The 15,743-nt window shown below is 59.3% G+C and carries 14 protein-coding genes and 2 pseudogenes; 7 read left to right on the forward strand and 9 right to left on the reverse strand.

Going from position 1 to position 15,743, the window contains the following annotated elements; genetic code table 11:
- Positions 1-6: 6 nt before the first annotated feature.
- The 3 genes from ACIOVB_RS15730 to ACIOVB_RS15740 are packed head-to-tail and all read right to left on the reverse strand — an operon-like array spanning position 7 to position 1,758.
- Positions 7-267, reverse strand: coding sequence for a phosphopantetheine-binding protein (locus ACIOVB_RS15730; RefSeq protein WP_201235862.1), 261 nt, complete (start codon positions 265-267; stop codon positions 7-9).
- Positions 248-1,057, reverse strand: coding sequence for a 1-acyl-sn-glycerol-3-phosphate acyltransferase (locus ACIOVB_RS15735; RefSeq protein ID WP_187679631.1), 810 nt, complete (start codon positions 1,055-1,057; stop codon positions 248-250). The genes ACIOVB_RS15730 and ACIOVB_RS15735 overlap by 20 nt, the downstream gene beginning before the upstream one ends.
- Positions 1,033-1,758, reverse strand: a complete 726-nt coding sequence (locus ACIOVB_RS15740; protein ID WP_401269139.1) for a beta-ketoacyl synthase chain length factor — start codon at positions 1,756-1,758, stop codon at positions 1,033-1,035. The genes ACIOVB_RS15735 and ACIOVB_RS15740 overlap by 25 nt, the downstream gene beginning before the upstream one ends.
- Before the next feature lie 356 nt (positions 1,759-2,114).
- On the opposite strand from ACIOVB_RS15740, the gene ACIOVB_RS15745 reads away from it, so the two are divergent.
- Entirely contained in the window at positions 2,115-2,885 is a 771-nt protein-coding gene (locus ACIOVB_RS15745; RefSeq protein ID WP_102355587.1) for a ParA family protein, read from the forward strand.
- Positions 2,886-2,936: 51 nt separating this feature from the next.
- Here ACIOVB_RS15745 and trxC read toward each other — a convergent pair whose 3' ends face one another.
- Positions 2,937-3,371 carry a thioredoxin TrxC gene (trxC, locus tag ACIOVB_RS15750; protein ID WP_401269141.1) on the reverse strand — a complete coding sequence of 145 codons (435 nt, stop codon included), beginning with the start codon at positions 3,369-3,371 and terminating at the stop codon, positions 2,937-2,939.
- Positions 3,372-3,566: 195 nt separating this feature from the next.
- On the opposite strand from trxC, the gene ACIOVB_RS15755 reads away from it, so the two are divergent.
- Entirely contained in the window at positions 3,567-3,863 is a 297-nt protein-coding gene (locus ACIOVB_RS15755) for a type II toxin-antitoxin system HigB family toxin (RefSeq protein WP_401269143.1), read from the forward strand.
- Positions 3,860-4,261: a type II toxin-antitoxin system HigA family antitoxin gene (locus tag ACIOVB_RS15760; protein ID WP_187679635.1), complete on the forward strand. Its 402-nt coding sequence runs from the start codon at positions 3,860-3,862 to the stop codon at positions 4,259-4,261. The genes ACIOVB_RS15755 and ACIOVB_RS15760 overlap by 4 nt, the downstream gene beginning before the upstream one ends.
- 6 nt (positions 4,262-4,267) lie before the next feature.
- On the opposite strand, the gene selO is transcribed toward ACIOVB_RS15760, so the two are convergent.
- The 5 genes and pseudogenes from selO to ACIOVB_RS15785 form a co-directional block, all read right to left on the reverse strand.
- Positions 4,268-5,731, reverse strand: a complete 1,464-nt coding sequence (gene selO, locus ACIOVB_RS15765) for a protein adenylyltransferase SelO (RefSeq protein WP_401269145.1) — start codon at positions 5,729-5,731, stop codon at positions 4,268-4,270.
- Between the two features lie 48 nt (positions 5,732-5,779).
- Positions 5,780-9,133 carry a mechanosensitive channel MscK gene (gene mscK / locus ACIOVB_RS15770; RefSeq protein ID WP_187679637.1) on the reverse strand — a complete coding sequence of 1,118 codons (3,354 nt, stop codon included), beginning with the start codon at positions 9,131-9,133 and terminating at the stop codon, positions 5,780-5,782.
- A 34-nt stretch (positions 9,134-9,167) separates the two neighbouring features.
- A complete protein-coding gene (locus ACIOVB_RS15775; protein WP_187679638.1) occupies positions 9,168-10,910 on the reverse strand; it encodes a potassium/proton antiporter in 1,743 nt (580 codons plus the stop codon).
- Positions 10,911-11,236: 326 nt separating this feature from the next.
- A complete protein-coding gene (locus tag ACIOVB_RS15780) occupies positions 11,237-12,109 on the reverse strand; it encodes a methyl-accepting chemotaxis protein (protein WP_371042268.1) in 873 nt (290 codons plus the stop codon).
- A gap of 30 nt (positions 12,110-12,139) precedes the next feature.
- Positions 12,140-12,967: pseudogene (locus ACIOVB_RS15785) on the reverse strand (MCP four helix bundle domain-containing protein); the annotation flags it as partial.
- A gap of 171 nt (positions 12,968-13,138) precedes the next feature.
- Here ACIOVB_RS15785 and ACIOVB_RS15790 point away from each other — a divergent pair.
- From ACIOVB_RS15790 to ACIOVB_RS15805, 4 genes and pseudogenes are all read left to right on the forward strand, one after another.
- Positions 13,139-13,369 carry a hypothetical protein gene (locus ACIOVB_RS15790; RefSeq protein WP_016987570.1) on the forward strand — a complete coding sequence of 77 codons (231 nt, stop codon included), beginning with the start codon at positions 13,139-13,141 and terminating at the stop codon, positions 13,367-13,369.
- Entirely contained in the window at positions 13,366-13,668 is a 303-nt protein-coding gene (locus tag ACIOVB_RS15795) for a cell division protein ZapA (RefSeq protein ID WP_016987569.1), read from the forward strand. The genes ACIOVB_RS15790 and ACIOVB_RS15795 overlap by 4 nt, the downstream gene beginning before the upstream one ends.
- Positions 13,669-13,812: 144 nt before the next feature.
- A pseudogene (locus tag ACIOVB_RS15800) lies at positions 13,813-14,838 on the forward strand (cache domain-containing protein); the annotation flags it as partial.
- 135 nt (positions 14,839-14,973) lie between these two features.
- Positions 14,974-15,705, forward strand: coding sequence for a methyl-accepting chemotaxis protein (locus ACIOVB_RS15805; protein ID WP_401269166.1), 732 nt, complete (start codon positions 14,974-14,976; stop codon positions 15,703-15,705).
- Positions 15,706-15,743 lie beyond the last annotated feature (38 nt).

Raw genomic sequence — 15,743 nt, forward strand, 5'->3', positions numbered from 1 at the left:
CCGGTCTCAAGCTGCCTGTTTTGCCGTGACGAAGGCCGCAAGGCTCGCCACGTTGGTGAAGTGGTTACGGGTGTCTTTGGCGTCGGCGTCGATCTTGATGCCGTACTTTTTCTGGATCGCCAGACCCAGTTCAAGCGCGTCGACCGAATCCAGGCCCAGGCCTTCGCCAAACAGCGTCTGGTCGTCGCCGATGTCGTCGACGCTGATGTCTTCGAGACCTAAGGCGTCGATGATCAGCAGTTTGATGTCACGGTGCAGATCGCTCATCTTCGGCGAGCTCCTTGATGAAGTAAGAGTGCAAATAATCGTTGAGCTTGCGCGAAGCCTGCGGTGCCGGGCCAAGCGCTGCGAATGTCTGTGGATCTATATCGGCCCCGACGCGAAAACTGAAATGCACGCGGCGGCTGGGGATCCGATACCAGGGCTCGGCTTTGGTCAGCGTGGTCGGGCTGACCTTGATGATCACCGGGGTAAGAATTTTCGCACCGCGCAGGGCAATCGCCGCCGCGCCCCGATGAAAGGACGGTGCCTGCCCCGGTTGAGTGCGGGTGCCTTCGGGGAAAATGATCAGGGTCTGACCGTTTTGCAGGGACTCGGCGGCGGCATCGAGCATGTCCATGCTGCCGTCATTGCTGATGTATTCGGTGCTGCGCAGCGGGCCACGGGTGAAAGGGTTTTCCCACAGGCTTTTCTTCACCACGCAATTGGCCTGACGTACCAGGCCGATCAGGAACACCACATCGATCAGCGACGGGTGATTGGCGATGATCATCTGCCCGGGACGGCCGAGACGTTCAGCGCCTTGAATGTCGTAAGTGAGCACGCCGGTGCGGGCCATGAACCGGACAAAAAACCAGAACAGTCGACTGACGGTCTGCCGCGCGCGTTGGCGGTGTTTCAGGGCATCGCCCGGCAGGCAACCGAGCAGCGGAAACACCAGTATCCGCAGGCACAGCCCGCCCAGCCCGAATAGAGCGAAGCTTGCGGCGGTGGCCAGCAGGCGCCAGTAATAGGCGTCGCGGTGCTTTTCGGTCACGGTTTGCGTTGCCAGGTCCATACACGATTTTTCCAGGCATGTTGGCAAAGGGTTTGCTGGCCGAGCAGGGTACGCAGCAGATTCAACGCGTGTGGCCAGTGCGCCTTGGACAGTGCTTCTGAGGTGCTGTTCAGGGTCAGCCGCCAGTCGGTACCCGGGGTGAGCAAAAGGCCTACCGCGTAAGGAAACGGCACGTCGTCGATCCACCGCGAATAGGCTTCCGGCGGTTGTTCTTCGGTGATCACCAACAGCACGGCCGGCGCGCCCTCATTGAGCAGGGCCGCGGCTTCGAGCATGCCGTGTTCGAGACCGTCACCCGCGGCGGCGAGGGCGGTCATTTCGCTGGTTTCGCCACGCATGATCGACCACAGACCGATGATCGCGTTGTGCACCGACAGGCTGAACTGGGTCGGCGACAGCGGTTCGTCCTTGGCCAGATCACTGAGAATCTCGTAAGTACGCGGAGTTTCGCCGTGTCGCGAGACAAACACCAATGGCAGGTTGTCCCGTCCGTCGGCCAACGGCCAGCCAACACTGAAGGCCATTCGCGCCAACCGACTGAGACGGCGGCGCTGCATGGCCGGCAAAAACGACACATCGGGCGCGGCATCGCTGCTCTGGAGCACGACCGGTTGTCGGCTCCAGGCCTGCCAGGCGTCCACGCTGTCGAGCCCCGGGGCCCATGCGCGCCATTGGGCGATGTTGAAGTTGATCACGGACATTCATCCCGCCCCTGCGGGCATTTGTTGACGCGTTGAGTCGCCAAAGCCGCAGCAGGCTTGACGTGGCGCTAGGCACCGGGTGGCGCGCATTATCCCGGTGCGACGAGTGTGTAGCAAATGCTGGTTACATTTTGCGCAACGAAATGTACCGAATGGTTCGCTGAAAAACTGTCAATTGGCCATTATCCAGATTGGCAGAGGCTTGTCTGTCGGGCATCTCGGCAATTGATGGCGGTTTTTAGTCGGTCTGCATGCGGATATTTGCACCTGACCTTGTAGTCCACTGCTGTGAAGGTAGCGAAGCGAGGCCGCGCGCATCTACACTCGGTCATTCTTTGATACACGGAGGTTTGGTCATGCGGCGCGTGGTGTTCAATCAGAAAGGTGGCGTGGGCAAATCCAGCATTGCCTGCAATCTGGCGGCGGTCAGCGCGAGCGAGGGGTATCGCACGCTGTTAGTGGATCTCGATGCCCAGGCCAACTCCACTCAGTATCTGACCGGGCTTACCGGCGACGACATCCCGATGGGCATTGCCGACTTCTTCAAGCAGACCCTGTCTTCCGGACCTTTTTCGAAAAAGAACCAGGCCGATATTTACGAAACCCCGTTCGACAACCTGCACATCATCACCGCCACGGCCGAGCTGGCCGACCTGCAGCCCAAGCTTGAGGCCAAGCACAAGATCAACAAGCTGCGTAAGTTGCTAGATGAGCTATCGGAAGATTACGACCGGATCTACCTCGATACGCCTCCAGCGCTGAATTTCTACGCGGTATCGGCGTTGATTGCGGCTGATCGTGTACTGATTCCCTTCGATTGCGACAGTTTCTCGCGCCAAGCCTTGTATGGCCTGCTGGCGGAAATCGAAGAATTGAAGGAAGACCACAACGAAGGGCTGGAAGTCGAAGGCATCGTGGTGAACCAGTTCCAGGCCCGGGCAAGCCTGCCGCAGCAGATTCTCGATGAGTTGATCGCCGAAGGTCTGCCGGTGTTGCCGGTGTATCTGACCAGTTCAGTGCGGATGCGCGAGTCGCATCAGGCCAATACGCCGCTGATCCACCTCGATCCGCGACACAAACTGACCCAGCAGTTTGTCGAACTGCACAATCTGCTCGAAGATGCCTGAAAACCAATGTGGGAGCTAGCAGGCTAGCTCCCACAGGGGATGCGCGGGGTATCAGATCCCCTGGCTACGCAGCCAGCTCATCAACTGCGGCAACGGAAACGCGCCACTCTGCCGTGCCACTTCCCGGCCGTTCTTGAACAGAATCAAACTCGGAATCGAGCGAATCCCCAACTGCGCCGACAACTGCTGATTGGCTTCGCTATCGAGCTTGGCCAACCGGCACTTGCCCGCCAATTGTGCCGCCGCCTGCTCAAACACCGGTGCAAACGACTTGCACGGCCCGCACCAGTCCGCCCACACGTCCACCAATAGCGGCAGATCGCCCTTGATCTGGCTGGCGTAATCACTTTGCTTGAGTTCGAACGGTTTGCTTGACAGAACCGCAGATTTGCAGCGCCCGCACTTCGGCTGGTCGGCGAGGCGCTCGGCGGGGATGCGGTTGAGTCCGTTGCAGGATGGGCAGGGGATTAGCAGTGGGTTGGTCATAAGCGAGATCCAAGGGAGAGCTGATAACAGCTAGTTGGAGACGTTTGCTCATATTTTCAATCGTGCACCTCTTCGCGTTATGCCTAGGCTGAGGACGAAGCAGGCGAGTCCGTTGGTCTGCCTTCCAGTATCGCAACTTGCGATATTTCTGGTTTGTGATTAACTCCCCATAGCAGAATGCGATAAGGATGTTGCATGCATGTCATCACTGACAAACGAATACGAGAAGCAAAGGAAAAATGGCCTAATGCGGCCAATGCGCTGGATCATTGGCTTGAAGTGGCCAAAGGGGGCAAACCTACGGACTTTGCCGCCATGAAGGCGCTGTTTCCCGCCATCGATAAGGTGGGTGAATTTCATGTTTTCGATATTGGTGGGAATAAGCTGAGGCTGATTGCCTACGTCAGATATCGACCTCAAAAACTTTACATCAAGCACGTGTTGGATCACCGCGAGTACGACCGCGGCAAATGGAAGGAGGGAAGGGCATGAGTGTTCTGATCAAAAAAGCCGCCGAGCACTGGGAATTCGTGTCGCCATTACTGCGCAAGCCGAAAAGCGAAGACGATTACGACATGCTGGTACAGGCGCTTGACGAGTTGCTCGAGATGACTGGTGATGACGAGTCCAATCCGTTGATGAGTTTGGTGGACATAATCGGCGACTGGATCGAAGAATGGGATCGCACGCATCACCCAGCGCCAAAACCGCCCGGTTTTGAGGTCTTGGGATATCTGATGCGTGAACATGGTTTGACCCAGAGCGATTTGCCCGGTGTCGGTACTCAGTCGGTCGTGTCGGAAATCCTGAGCGGCAAGAGGCAACTGAACTTGAGACAGGTCCGCTGGTTGTCCGAGTATTTCAAGCTGCCCGTAGATGTATTTATCTAAGCCTACTCAAGACGAACAACTGATTTCCAGATGCTTGCCCCACTCCGGCGGACGCTCGGCGTAGCTCTCCATCCCCGGCTGCTCCTCGAACGGCTTGCTCAGCACCGCATGCAGCCGGCGCACCTCTGAGTAATCCCCTTGTTCGGCGGCATCGATCGCTTTCTGCGCCAGATAATTACGCAGGATGTACAGCGGATTCACCGCGTGCATCCGCGCGCGGCGCTGTTCCTGATCGAGCGCGCCATCGCGCGTAACACGGGCGACGTAACGTTCGCCCCAGGCATCGAAGCCTTTGATATCGACGAAGTCGTCACGCAATTGAGCACCGGCCAGTTCTGCGGATTGATCACCGAGCCGGCGGAAGAACAGCGTGTAATCAACGCCGCTGTTCTGCATCAGTTGCAGCAGGTTTTCCAGCAGCAATTGATCGTCATCTTCAGCCGTGGTGAAACCGAAGCGGCGGCGCATCAGGTCGAGGTAATGCGCCTGAAACAGCGGCAAATACAGACCCAGCGTTTCGCGCAACGCTTCGACGCTGATGAACGGCGTCAACGCTTGGGCAAGTGCGCTGAGGTTCCATTGGCCGATGGGTACCTGATTGCTGAACGAGTAGCGGCCCTGATCATCGGAGTGGTTGCAGATGAAGTTGGCGTCGAAGTCGTCAAGGAAGGCGAACGGGCCGAAGTCGAAGGTGATGCCCAGGATCGACATGTTGTCGGTGTTCATCACGCCGTGGCAGAAGCCGTAGGCCTGCCATTTGGCGATTAGTTCGGCGTTGCGTTCGACGATCTCGCGGAACATCGCCAGATACGGCTCAGGCTGTTCCAGGCATTCCGGGAAGTGCATCGCCAGCACGTGTTCGCCGAGCTGCTTCTGCTGCTCGGGACGCTTGGTGTAGTAGAAATATTCGAAGTGGCCGAAGCGGATATGGCTCGGCGCCAGACGCAGAACCATCGCCGCGCGTTCCTGCTTTTCGCGCCAGACCGGGGTGTCGGAGCCGATCACACAGGCTGCGCGTGAGGACGGAATGTTCAGCGCATTCAGGGCTTCGGAAGCCAGGAATTCACGTATCGACGAACGCAGCACCGCGCGGCCATCGCCCATACGCGAAAAGGGTGTTTGCCCGGCGCCCTTGAGGTGCAGATCCCAGTGTTCGCCGGCTTCGTTGTAGACCTCGCCCAACAGCAAACCGCGACCATCGCCCAGTTGCGGGGTGTAGCCGCCGAACTGATGCCCGGAATAGACCATCGCCCGTGGCTCGGCATCGGCCCACAGTTTGTGGCCGCCGAACAATTCAGCAAATTCCAGGGTTTCAGCTGTCGTCGGGTCGAGGTCGAGTAAGGCCATGGCCGCAGGGCTCGACACCACCAGACGCGGGTTGTCGATCGGCTCGGGCAGCACGTGGGCGGAGAACGCGTCGCCCAGGCGGGCGAAGCGATTGTCGAAGGTCAGTTCGTCGAGGGCTTTCAAGGGCCGGCTCCAGCAGAGTGTCCGAGCATTCTGCTGGGATTAGACCGGTTAGTCGAGTTTGGCCGGCGGCGGCTCTTGCAGTGGTTTCTGCTCGTCGGGCACCGCGACGATGGTTTTGGTTTCCGGCTCGATTGGCACCATCTTGTATTCCTGACCGTGCAGGTTCTTCAGATAAACCTCCATCTGCCGGAACGAGATGTTGATTTGCTGTTTCTTGAACTCGCGGTTGATGAAGCGGTTGACCTCATCGAGTACCGGGTTGCGGTCACCCAGGTCACGCACGTGCATGCGCAGTTCGTGGTCGAGGGTGCTTTCGCCGAAGTTGAGGAAGTACACGTGCGGCTCGGGTTCCTTGAGCACGCGCGGGTTTTCCCGGGCAGCCTTGAGCAGCAGTTCCTTGACCAGATCCAGATCCGAACCGTAGTCGACACCCAGTTTCAGCGTCACTCGAGTGATGGTGTCGGTCAGCGACCAGTTGATCAGTTGCCCGGTGATGAACGTCTTGTTCGGGACAATGATGTCCTTGCGGTCGAAGTCGGTGATGGTCGTGGCACGAATACGGATCTTGCTCACCGTGCCCGACAGGTTGCCGATGGTGATGGTGTCACCGATCCGCACCGGACGTTCGAACAGGATCATGATGCCGGAGATGAAGTTCGCAAAAATCTCCTGCATGCCGAAACCGAGGCCGACCGACAGCGCCGCCACCAGCCATTGCAACTTGTCCCAACTCACGCCGAGGGTCGACAGGGTCGAGACAAAACCGACGCCGGCGATCACATACGACAGCAGCGTCGTCGTCGCGTAGGCACTGCCTTGGGCCAGATTGAGTTTTGACAGCACGAACACTTCAAGCAGGCCCGGCAAGTTGCGCGCCAGAGCGAAGGTGATGCCGATGATGATCAGCGCACCCAGCATGTCGCCGATACTGATCGGCACCATGCTCATGTTGGCGCCGGTGCCGCTGGTGTATTCGTAGAGGGTGATGTTGTCGAGGTACGAGAACACCGAAATCAGGTCCGACCAGACCCAGTACAGCGCCGCGATAAAGCCGCCGAGCAGGGCCAGACGAATCAGGCGTAGAGACTGCTCGTTGACCTTTTCGATATCCAGGGTCGGCTCTTCGATCACCGCTTCGCCGTCGCCGGCCTCTTTCGCCGCTTGGCGTTTGGCCAAGGCGCGCTGATAGGCGAGACGTCGCGCCGCGACACTCAGACCACGGACGAAAGTGGCTTCGATCACCAACCAGAACATCAGCAAATAGAGGGTATTGATCAAGCGGTCGCTGAGTTTCAGCGCGGTGTAGTAGTAGCCGAAGCACACCGCGACGAACAGGGCGATTGGCAGCAGGGTGAACATCACCCCGACAGCCTTGCGGAACAGCGAGGCGTTTTCGTGGGCCGGGCTGCTGATCAGCAAGCGACTGAGCAACCACGCCATCAACGCGTAGCAGGTCAGCACCACCGGCATGCCAAGCACATCGTCGGCGAGCGCCGCCGGTTGCAACTCGGCGACGGCCACCACGGCGACCAGCGCCATGACCACCAGCCCGAGTCGGCGTACCCAGCCTTGAAGGAATTCGACCTGGGGTTTTTCCCAGCGGAAATGCAACTCAGCCACGCCACCCGGCGCGAGAATCCGGTAGGCGGTGTAGAACACCAGCCACGCCTGGCCCATTTGCAGCAGCGCCGCGCCCATGTTGGCGTTCTGGCCGCGTGCGTCGATCTGCAAGGCCAGACCACAAAGGCCCAGACCGAGCGCTACCGGCATCGCCAACAGAATGTTGATCAGAATCGCCTGCGGGGTGTGCCACTGACTGTCGCGTTTGAAATGGCCGATGTCCTGGTGAACCTTGTTCAGCCGACCGTAGAGACTTTTACGGCGCCACAGCAGTGCGCCGATCAGCAACGCCAGCGGCAGGAACAGCAAGGGGCGCTGGGTCAGACCGTCGGTCAGTTCGCTCAGGCTGGATGCCCATGGCAGCGTGTCGACCTGACGTTTCAGCCGCTCCGGCACGCCACGCATCCACTCCAGGTCCAGCGGCTTGTTGCTGGGAATCCAGAACATTTGCTCATCGAGGGTCGCGCGCAGGCTCTGGGCCGTGCTCAGCAGTTGCTTCTGGTTGAGTTGCAGAGTGATCGATTCATTGAGCATCGCACTCAGTTCGCGGTTCAGACGCTCCAGCAGGTCGACGCGAGTGTTGGCCAGATCCAGCAGGCTTTTGCGCAACTGCGGGGTGACGAGCTCTGGCGACTGGGTGGCCAGCAGATTGTCGACATAGGCCGCCGGATTGCTCAGCAGTTCACGCTGCTGGCTGACATCAAACTGATACAGGCGAATGTCGGCGATTTGATCGGCCAGATCACGGTCTACCTTGAGCCGTGGCAAGGCCTGCTTCTGTTTGTAGAGAATCTTCGACAGCAACAGGCTGCCCTTGAGCACGTTGATCTGCTCGTCGAGGGCCGAATCGCTCTGGGTCAGGGCGTCGAGTTGCTGTTTGGTTTGCAGGTTTTGCTGGGTGACTTCGTTGAGGCGGTCGGTGCTTTTGAGCAGGTAGTCCGAGAGCTTGAGGTTGGCTGCGCTTTCTGTGGCAAGCAGGCTGCTGCTGCCGGCCTTTTGCGCCTCGATTGACTGTTGGGTGACGGTTTCCTGAGATTGCGCCAGACGCTTCTGGTTGATCAGGGTTTGCAGTTCCTGAATCTCGCGGTCGAGGCGGTCGGATTTCTCCGAGAGCAAGTCATGTTGAGCGTTGCCCAGGTCTTGCAACTGGCTGTTACCGGCCAGTTCCTGACGGCGCAGCGGGATCAGCGCATTCAGTGCCGCCAGCTCGGCGTTCAACTGGTCGCGTTGCTCGTTGCTGACAGTCTTGCCGGCGTCTTTGCCGGACTTGAGGATGTTGTTTATCTGCTGGATGCGCGTCTGGCTGGCGGAAATTTCTGCCTGGGCGCGTTCGGGGCGGGTCTGGGCTGTGATGATCAGGCTGTTGGCGTCGGCCAAGGCCTTTTGCAGATCACTTTGCTGAGTCGAGCGGTCGGTGAGGATCTGCTCCAGCTGCGGGATCGACTCCTTGGGAAAACGCTGTGCGACCGGCACCACCGCAGTGGCCTTGAGGCGCGTCAGTTCGCGGGCATTCTCGATCGTCTGCTTCGGCGCCGTGGCCAACTGCTGCTTGAGGTCGATCAGCTTCTGTGCGTAATCACGCTGATTGTTCAGCTGATTGAGCGTGCTCTGCAGGACGGACTGCAGGGACTTTTTATCGGCCTCCGGCAGTTTGCTGTCGGCGAGCTTGTCCAGACTGGCCTGCACGGCTTCGCTGGACGGTGGTTCGGCGGCATAAAGCGGGCCGACAGTAAGACTCAGGCCCAGCAGGGCCGCGGCGAAAAAGGAGCGCAGGTTAGGCATAGAGACCGGTCAAGCAAGTGATAGTGGACGCAGTTTAGAGGAAGAGCCCGGGGCCCGGGCGACTTCCTTCGGGGAATCTGACGCCCACTTTGCCAATCTTGTTCCCGTCCATGACCGCGACGGTCCAGTGGGTGTTGTTCCACTCCACCTGGTCACCGACGATAGGAGCACCGCCGACTTTATGGGCAATGAAGGTGCCGAGGGTCATGTCTGGGTCGATGCCTTCGGCCGGCAAGCCATAAAGCGCTGCAACGGCTTTAAGCTGGGCGTCTCCTTCGAGCACGAAATCACCGAAGAAGCGCAGATCGAGGCCGCGTTGTGGCGCCTGGCTGAACAGTTTTCCGAGGGCTGGCAAGTTGTGTTCGTGGCCGATAACACACAGCAAATCATCGACTTCCAGCACCGTACTACCCGACGGATGGAGCAGTTGCTGGCCACGAAACAGCGCGGCAATACGTGTTCCCTCGGGCATTTTCAGCTCACGCAGGGGCGAACCGATGCACCATTTCTCGGCACCGAGCTTATAAACGAACAGCTCCCACTCGCTGGTGACGTGCACTTCCAGTGCGGATCGGGAAATCGGTGCGGGCTCGGGCGGTACCGTCACCTTCAGTAGTTTGGCCACCCACGGCAGGCTCGTGCCCTGCACCAACAGCGACACCAGCACGATAAAGAACGCGAGGTTGAAGTACAGCTGCGCATTCGGCAGCCCGGCCATCAGCGGGAACACCGCGAGAATGATCGGTACCGCGCCGCGCAAGCCGACCCAGGAAATAAAGGCTTTTTCGCGGCCATGGAACGCCTTGAACGGCAGCAGGCCCACCACCACCGACAGCGGCCGCGCGAACAGAATCATCCACAGCGCCAGACCGAGGGCGGGCAGGGCGATGGGCAGCAAATCATGCGGGGTAACCAGCAAGCCCAGCACGAGGAACATGCCGATCTGCGCCAGCCACGCCATGCCGTCGAGCATATGCAGAATGCCGTGGCGACTGCGCACCGGACGGTTACCGATCACCAGGCCGCACAGGTAAACCGCGAGGAAACCACTGCCATGCAAGGCGTTGGTCAGGGCGAACACCACCAGACCGCCGGCGATCATCAGAATCGGATACAGACCAGCGGCGAGGTTGATCCGGTTGACCAGTTGCAGCATCAGCCAGCCACCGCCCAGACCGATCACGCCACCGATGCCGAACTCGCGGATCAGGTGCGTCAGCAGGCTCCAGTGCAACCCGGTCTGGCCGCTGGCGAGCATATCGATCAGGGTCACGGTGAGAAACACCGCCATCGGATCGTTGCTGCCGGATTCGATTTCCAGGGTGGCGGTCACCCGTTCGTTCAGACCTTTGCCGCCGAGCAGCGAAAACACCGCTGCGGCGTCGGTCGAGCCGACGATGGCGCCGATCAGGAGGCCCTGAATCATGTTCAAATCGAACAGCCACGCAGCCGCCATGCCGGTCAGCCCGGTGGTGATCAACACCCCGACCGTGGCCAGCGACAGCGCCGGCCATAACGCCACGCGAAAACTTGAAACCCGCGTGCGCAAGCCGCCGTCGAGGAGGATCACTGCCAGTGCGAGGTTGCCGACCAGATAGGCCGTGGGGTAGTTATCGAAAATGATGCCGCCGCCATCGACCCCGGCCGCCATGCCGACCGCGAGAATGATGACCAGAATCGGAATGCCGAGACGGGAAGAAAGAGAGCTGACAAGAATGCTTGCGCCTACCAGCAACGCGCCGATCAAGAACAGGCTGTTGATGGTCGTCGCATTCAAAGGCAGTACTCCACAAGCGTAAAGACGGGCACAAACTGACCATGCAGTCTGCGTGCCAGCGATTCTAACCTGTTGAAATGTGATGCTGTCAAAAAGCTTTTTCAGTGTGGCATCAGGTTTTGTGTTCGGCGGGCTATTGCTGCCCTCACCCTAGCCCTCTCCCGGGGGGAGAGGGGACTGATCGAGGTGTTTGTGCGTGGTACGCCGACCTGAAAGTCCTAGTCGAACTCAGACTTTGAAAAGTATGAAGAACTGCTCCCTTTCCCCTCGCCCCCTTGGGGGAGAGGGCTGGGGTGAGGGGGGAGCTTTTGATCCTGCTTTTGATCTTAGAGGCTGAACCGCCCAACCATATTGTTCAGATCCAGCGCCAGGCGCGACAGCTCATTGCTCGCCGCACTGGTCTGATTCGCGCCGGTCGCCGATTGCACCGACAGATCACGGATGTTCACCAGGTTGCGATCCACTTCCCGCGCCACTTGCGCCTGTTCTTCGGCGGCGCTGGCGATCACCAGGTTGCGCTCGTTGATCTCGACGATGGCGGTGTTGATGGTGTCCAGCGACATCCCGGCACCACGGGCAATGTTCAGCGTCGACTCGGCGCGCTCGGTGCTGTTACGCATCGAATCCACAGCGTGTTCGGTGCCACTCTGAATGCTGCCGATCATGCGTTCGATTTCGCTGGTCGACTGCTGGGTGCGATGCGCCAGGGCACGAACTTCATCAGCTACCACCGCAAAACCACGACCGGCCTCACCGGCGCGCGCCGCTTCAATCGCTGCGTTCAGGGCCAGCAGGTTGGTCTGGTCAGCCAAGCCACGGATCACGTCCAGCACCTTGCCGATGTCGCGGGATTCATTGGCCAGATCACCGATCAGGCTCGCCGTACTCTGCACGTCGGCGCTCATGCGTTCGATGGCGCTGACGGTTTCCTGCACCAGATCACGGCCGTCACCGGCAGAGGTGGTGGCGTTCTTCGACGCTTCCGAGGTGCTGACCGCATTGCGCGCGACTTCTTCTACCGCACTGGTCATCTCGTTGACGGCGGTAGCAGCCTGTTCGATTTCGTTGTTCTGCTGAGTCAGGCCGCGAGCGCTTTCGTCGGTGACACTGTTCAGCTCTTCAGCGGCCGAGGCCAACTGCGTGGCCGAACCGGAAATCCGCTGCAAGGTGTCGCGCAGTTTCGATTGCATCTTGGCCATGGCCGCCAGCAGACGCCCGGCTTCGTCGGAACCGTCAACATGGATTGGCTGGGTCAGGTTGCCTTCGGCGATGGTTTCCGCTGCGTCCAGTGCCTTGGCAATCGGCTTGGTGATGCTGGCGGTCAGCAGCCAGGCGAACAGCAGGGTCAGACCGCTGGCAATGATCAGCAGCGTGATCACCAGATTGAATGACATTGAATACTGATCAGCCGCACCCTTATCCGTTTCGGCGATTTGCTGGGTGTTGATCTCCAGCAAGCGCGCCAATGCCGTATTCACCGCTTCCGAATTGCTCAGCAGATCACTGTTGAGCATCTGCCGCAGTTCATCGATCTGGTTGTTGCGCGACAGGGTTTTCATTCGGTCTTCGAGTTGACGGTACTGAGCCAGTAACTGCACGTACTGATCGTAAGCCGCACGTTCCTGCGGGCCGTCGATCAACGGTTCGTAAGCGCGCTGGGCGTCGGCAATCTGCTTGTTACGCAGCTCGAACAGCTCAAAGGTTTTCTGCTGCACGTCCGGTTCACGGTTTATCAGCAACCGATAGGAAAGTACCCGCAGGCGCAGAGTCAGTTGGGTAAACTCGTCGAGGGTCTTGATGGAGGGCACGCTGGCGGTTGCGATATCCTCGCCTGCCTCACGGATTTTGCTCATTTGATTCAAGGCGAACACGCCGAGAATCAGCATCAGGCCGCCGATCAGGGCAAAACCGGTGAACGCCCGGGGGGCGATATTCATATTACGAAGGGACATGTGCGGATACCGAGGAGGGCCGCATCCATGCGGGCTGAGACTGCTGTTGAGTGACTTATCGGTCAGGCGAATGAACTCTTTAGTCCATGTGCGTATTTGTCGCATCCGGGTTTGAGCGACGAAGTGCAGGAACCAGATCGGCAGATCACAGTCTTTTAAACTCGCGAGAACGGTCTCCCGCCAGGAAAATCAAGGCTTTGCACCGGTTTAACCCTGGCATCCGTGGTGACTTTTCTTTATCGTACGCGCCCTTTGAAAAACGCTTGGAAGATCAAAATGTTGGAAGCATCCCTCAGCCAATTGGAACAGCTCGTCAGCGACCTGGTGCAACAGAACCAGAGCCTTGCGCAAACCAACCAGACCTTGTCTACGGAACTGGCCCAGGCCAAGGATGAGAACGAAAGCCTGCAACTGAACCTGATGGAACAGGAAGAAAAGCACGGCGCCACCGCCGCACGCATTCAAGCCCTGGTTGATCGCGTCAACGCAGGTCCTGTCAGCGCATGAACCACCACACAGCAGGGGTAAAAGTCGTCTCCATTCTCGGGGAGGACTATTCGATCAAGGCACCGGCCGGGGAAGAACAGACCCTGCTGGACGCGGCAATGATGCTCAAGGCCGCGCTGGATGACACCAAACGCAAATACCCGACGCTGATCGGCGACCGCCTGCTGGTGCTGGCGGCGATGAATCTGTGCTCGCAGCAGATTGAAATGAAGAAGCAGCATCAGGAAGAACTCGACCGTTACCAAGAGCAAGTCAGCGCCACGGTCGACACCATCGCCAAGACCATCAATCAGGGTTGATGGGGTTGCGCACAACCAAAGAATAGATTGTCGATTGGGTTGTATACAATCGGCACGGCTGTTGCATTGCTTCCGCCTCTTATTCTTTGGGGGTGCTCCATGCAGTTGTGGCGACGCAGTATTCAATGGCAGCTGATTCTCAGCATGGGCACCGCCCTGCTGGTCAGCATCCTGATCGTGGTTGGCATTTATACCCTGGTGGTCAACCGCCTCGCCCAGAGCTATCTGGTCGAACAAGCGCTGCCGTCGAGCATCGAAGCGACGCGCAACGACATCGAACGCATCCTCGTCCAACCCCTGACCGCCGCGAAAGATATCGCCAGCAACTCCATGGTGCGCGACTGGTTGGCAGCGGGTGAAGACAGCAGCAAAACGGCGGCCTTCGCGCAGTATCTGGAAGGCATCCGCGCCGAACACAAAGCATTTACGGCTTTGATCATCGGCACCGAATCGAATCACTACATCACCGAAAAAGGCCTGGATCGCACCCTGAGTCGGGCCAATCCGGCCGATGCCTGGTTTTATTCCTTTCTCGACAGCAATCAGCCGCGCACCCTCAATATCGACAACGATGGCGCCACCGGCGAATTGGCGCTGTTCATCGATCTGAAGGTCGAGCAGGCCGGCAAAGTGGTCGGTGTCGCAGGGCTGGGGCTGAGCATGAAAGAGCTGTCGGAGCTGATCCACAACTTCAGCTTTGGCGAGCGCGGCAAGGTCTATCTCGTGCGTTCCGACGGTTTGATTCAGGTGCATCCTGAGGCGCAGTTCAGTGGCAAACGCACCCTGAGCGAGCAGATCGGTGCTTCGGCGGCGCAATCAGTCCTCGGTCAAAAAAATGCGGTGAGCAGCAGCTTCCAGCGCGACGGCGAAGACTTCCTCGCCTTCAGCCTGCCGTTGCGCGACCTCGGCTGGACGCTGGTGGCCGAAGTGCCACAGGCGCAGATCTATGCCGAAGCGCGCAAGGCGATGTGGATGAGCGGCGGCATTGGTCTGGCGGTGGCGCTGGTATGTCTGGCGCTGGTGGTCTGGCTGGCCCAAGGGCTGGTGCGGCCGATTCGTCAGGTAACAGCGGCACTGGTAGCAATCGGTAGCGGTGGGGGAGATTTGACCCACCGGTTAGATTCCAGCCGTGCCGATGAGCTGGGCGATCTGGCCCGTGGCTTCAATCGCTTCCTCGACAGCCAGCGCGGGATGATCGGCGAAGTGCTGACCACCAGCGAGCGTCTGCGCACGGCCGTTAGCCAAGTGGCGAAAGTGGTGGAAAACACCGCCGAGCGTTCCGGCCGCCAACAGGAAATGACCGACATGGTTGCCACCGCCGTCCACGAAATGGGCCTGACCGTGCAGGAAATCGCCCAGAACGCCGGCAACGCAGCGCTCGCCTCGCAAACCGCTCGGGATGAAGCGATGCAGGCGCGGGAAGTGGTGGGTGGTTCGATCCGGCATATAGAAAGCATGTCCGACGAAATCGGCGTGGCGGCCGGTGCTGTGGGTGAACTGGCCAATCAAGTGGCGTCCATCGATTCGGTGTTGGCGGTGATTCGTGGGGTTTCTGAACAGACCAACTTATTGGCGCTGAACGCCGCCATCGAAGCGGCGCGTGCCGGCGACATGGGCCGTGGTTTTGCAGTGGTGGCGGACGAAGTGCGTACTTTGGCGCGACGGACTCAGGCGTCTACCGATGAGATTCAGCAGATGATCGGCAGCCTCAAGCAAGGTGCGGAAAACGCCGTATCGTCGATGCGCAGCGGTCAGGCGGCAACCGGCACCGGGGTTGAGTCGAGCCAGCGTACCGGCGCGTCGTTGACCGCGATTACCGGGCAGGTCGAGCGCATCAGTGACATGAACCATCAGGTGGCAACGGCGACGGAAGAGCAGTCGGCCGTGACCGAGGAGATCAACCGAAACGTGCAGGGGATTTCCGATCTGGCCCGGGCGACGGCGGGTGAGGTTCGGGCGTGTCGCGAGGATTGTCAGATGTTGCAGCGGTTGGCGGATGATCTGGCGCGGCAGATGGGTGGGTTCAAGTTGTCCTGAGAGATGTGTTGTTTGAACTGACGTCTTCGCGAGCAGGC

The organism is Pseudomonas sp. NPDC087639 (assembly GCF_044743385.1).
Classification (GTDB): domain Bacteria; phylum Pseudomonadota; class Gammaproteobacteria; order Pseudomonadales; family Pseudomonadaceae; genus Aquipseudomonas.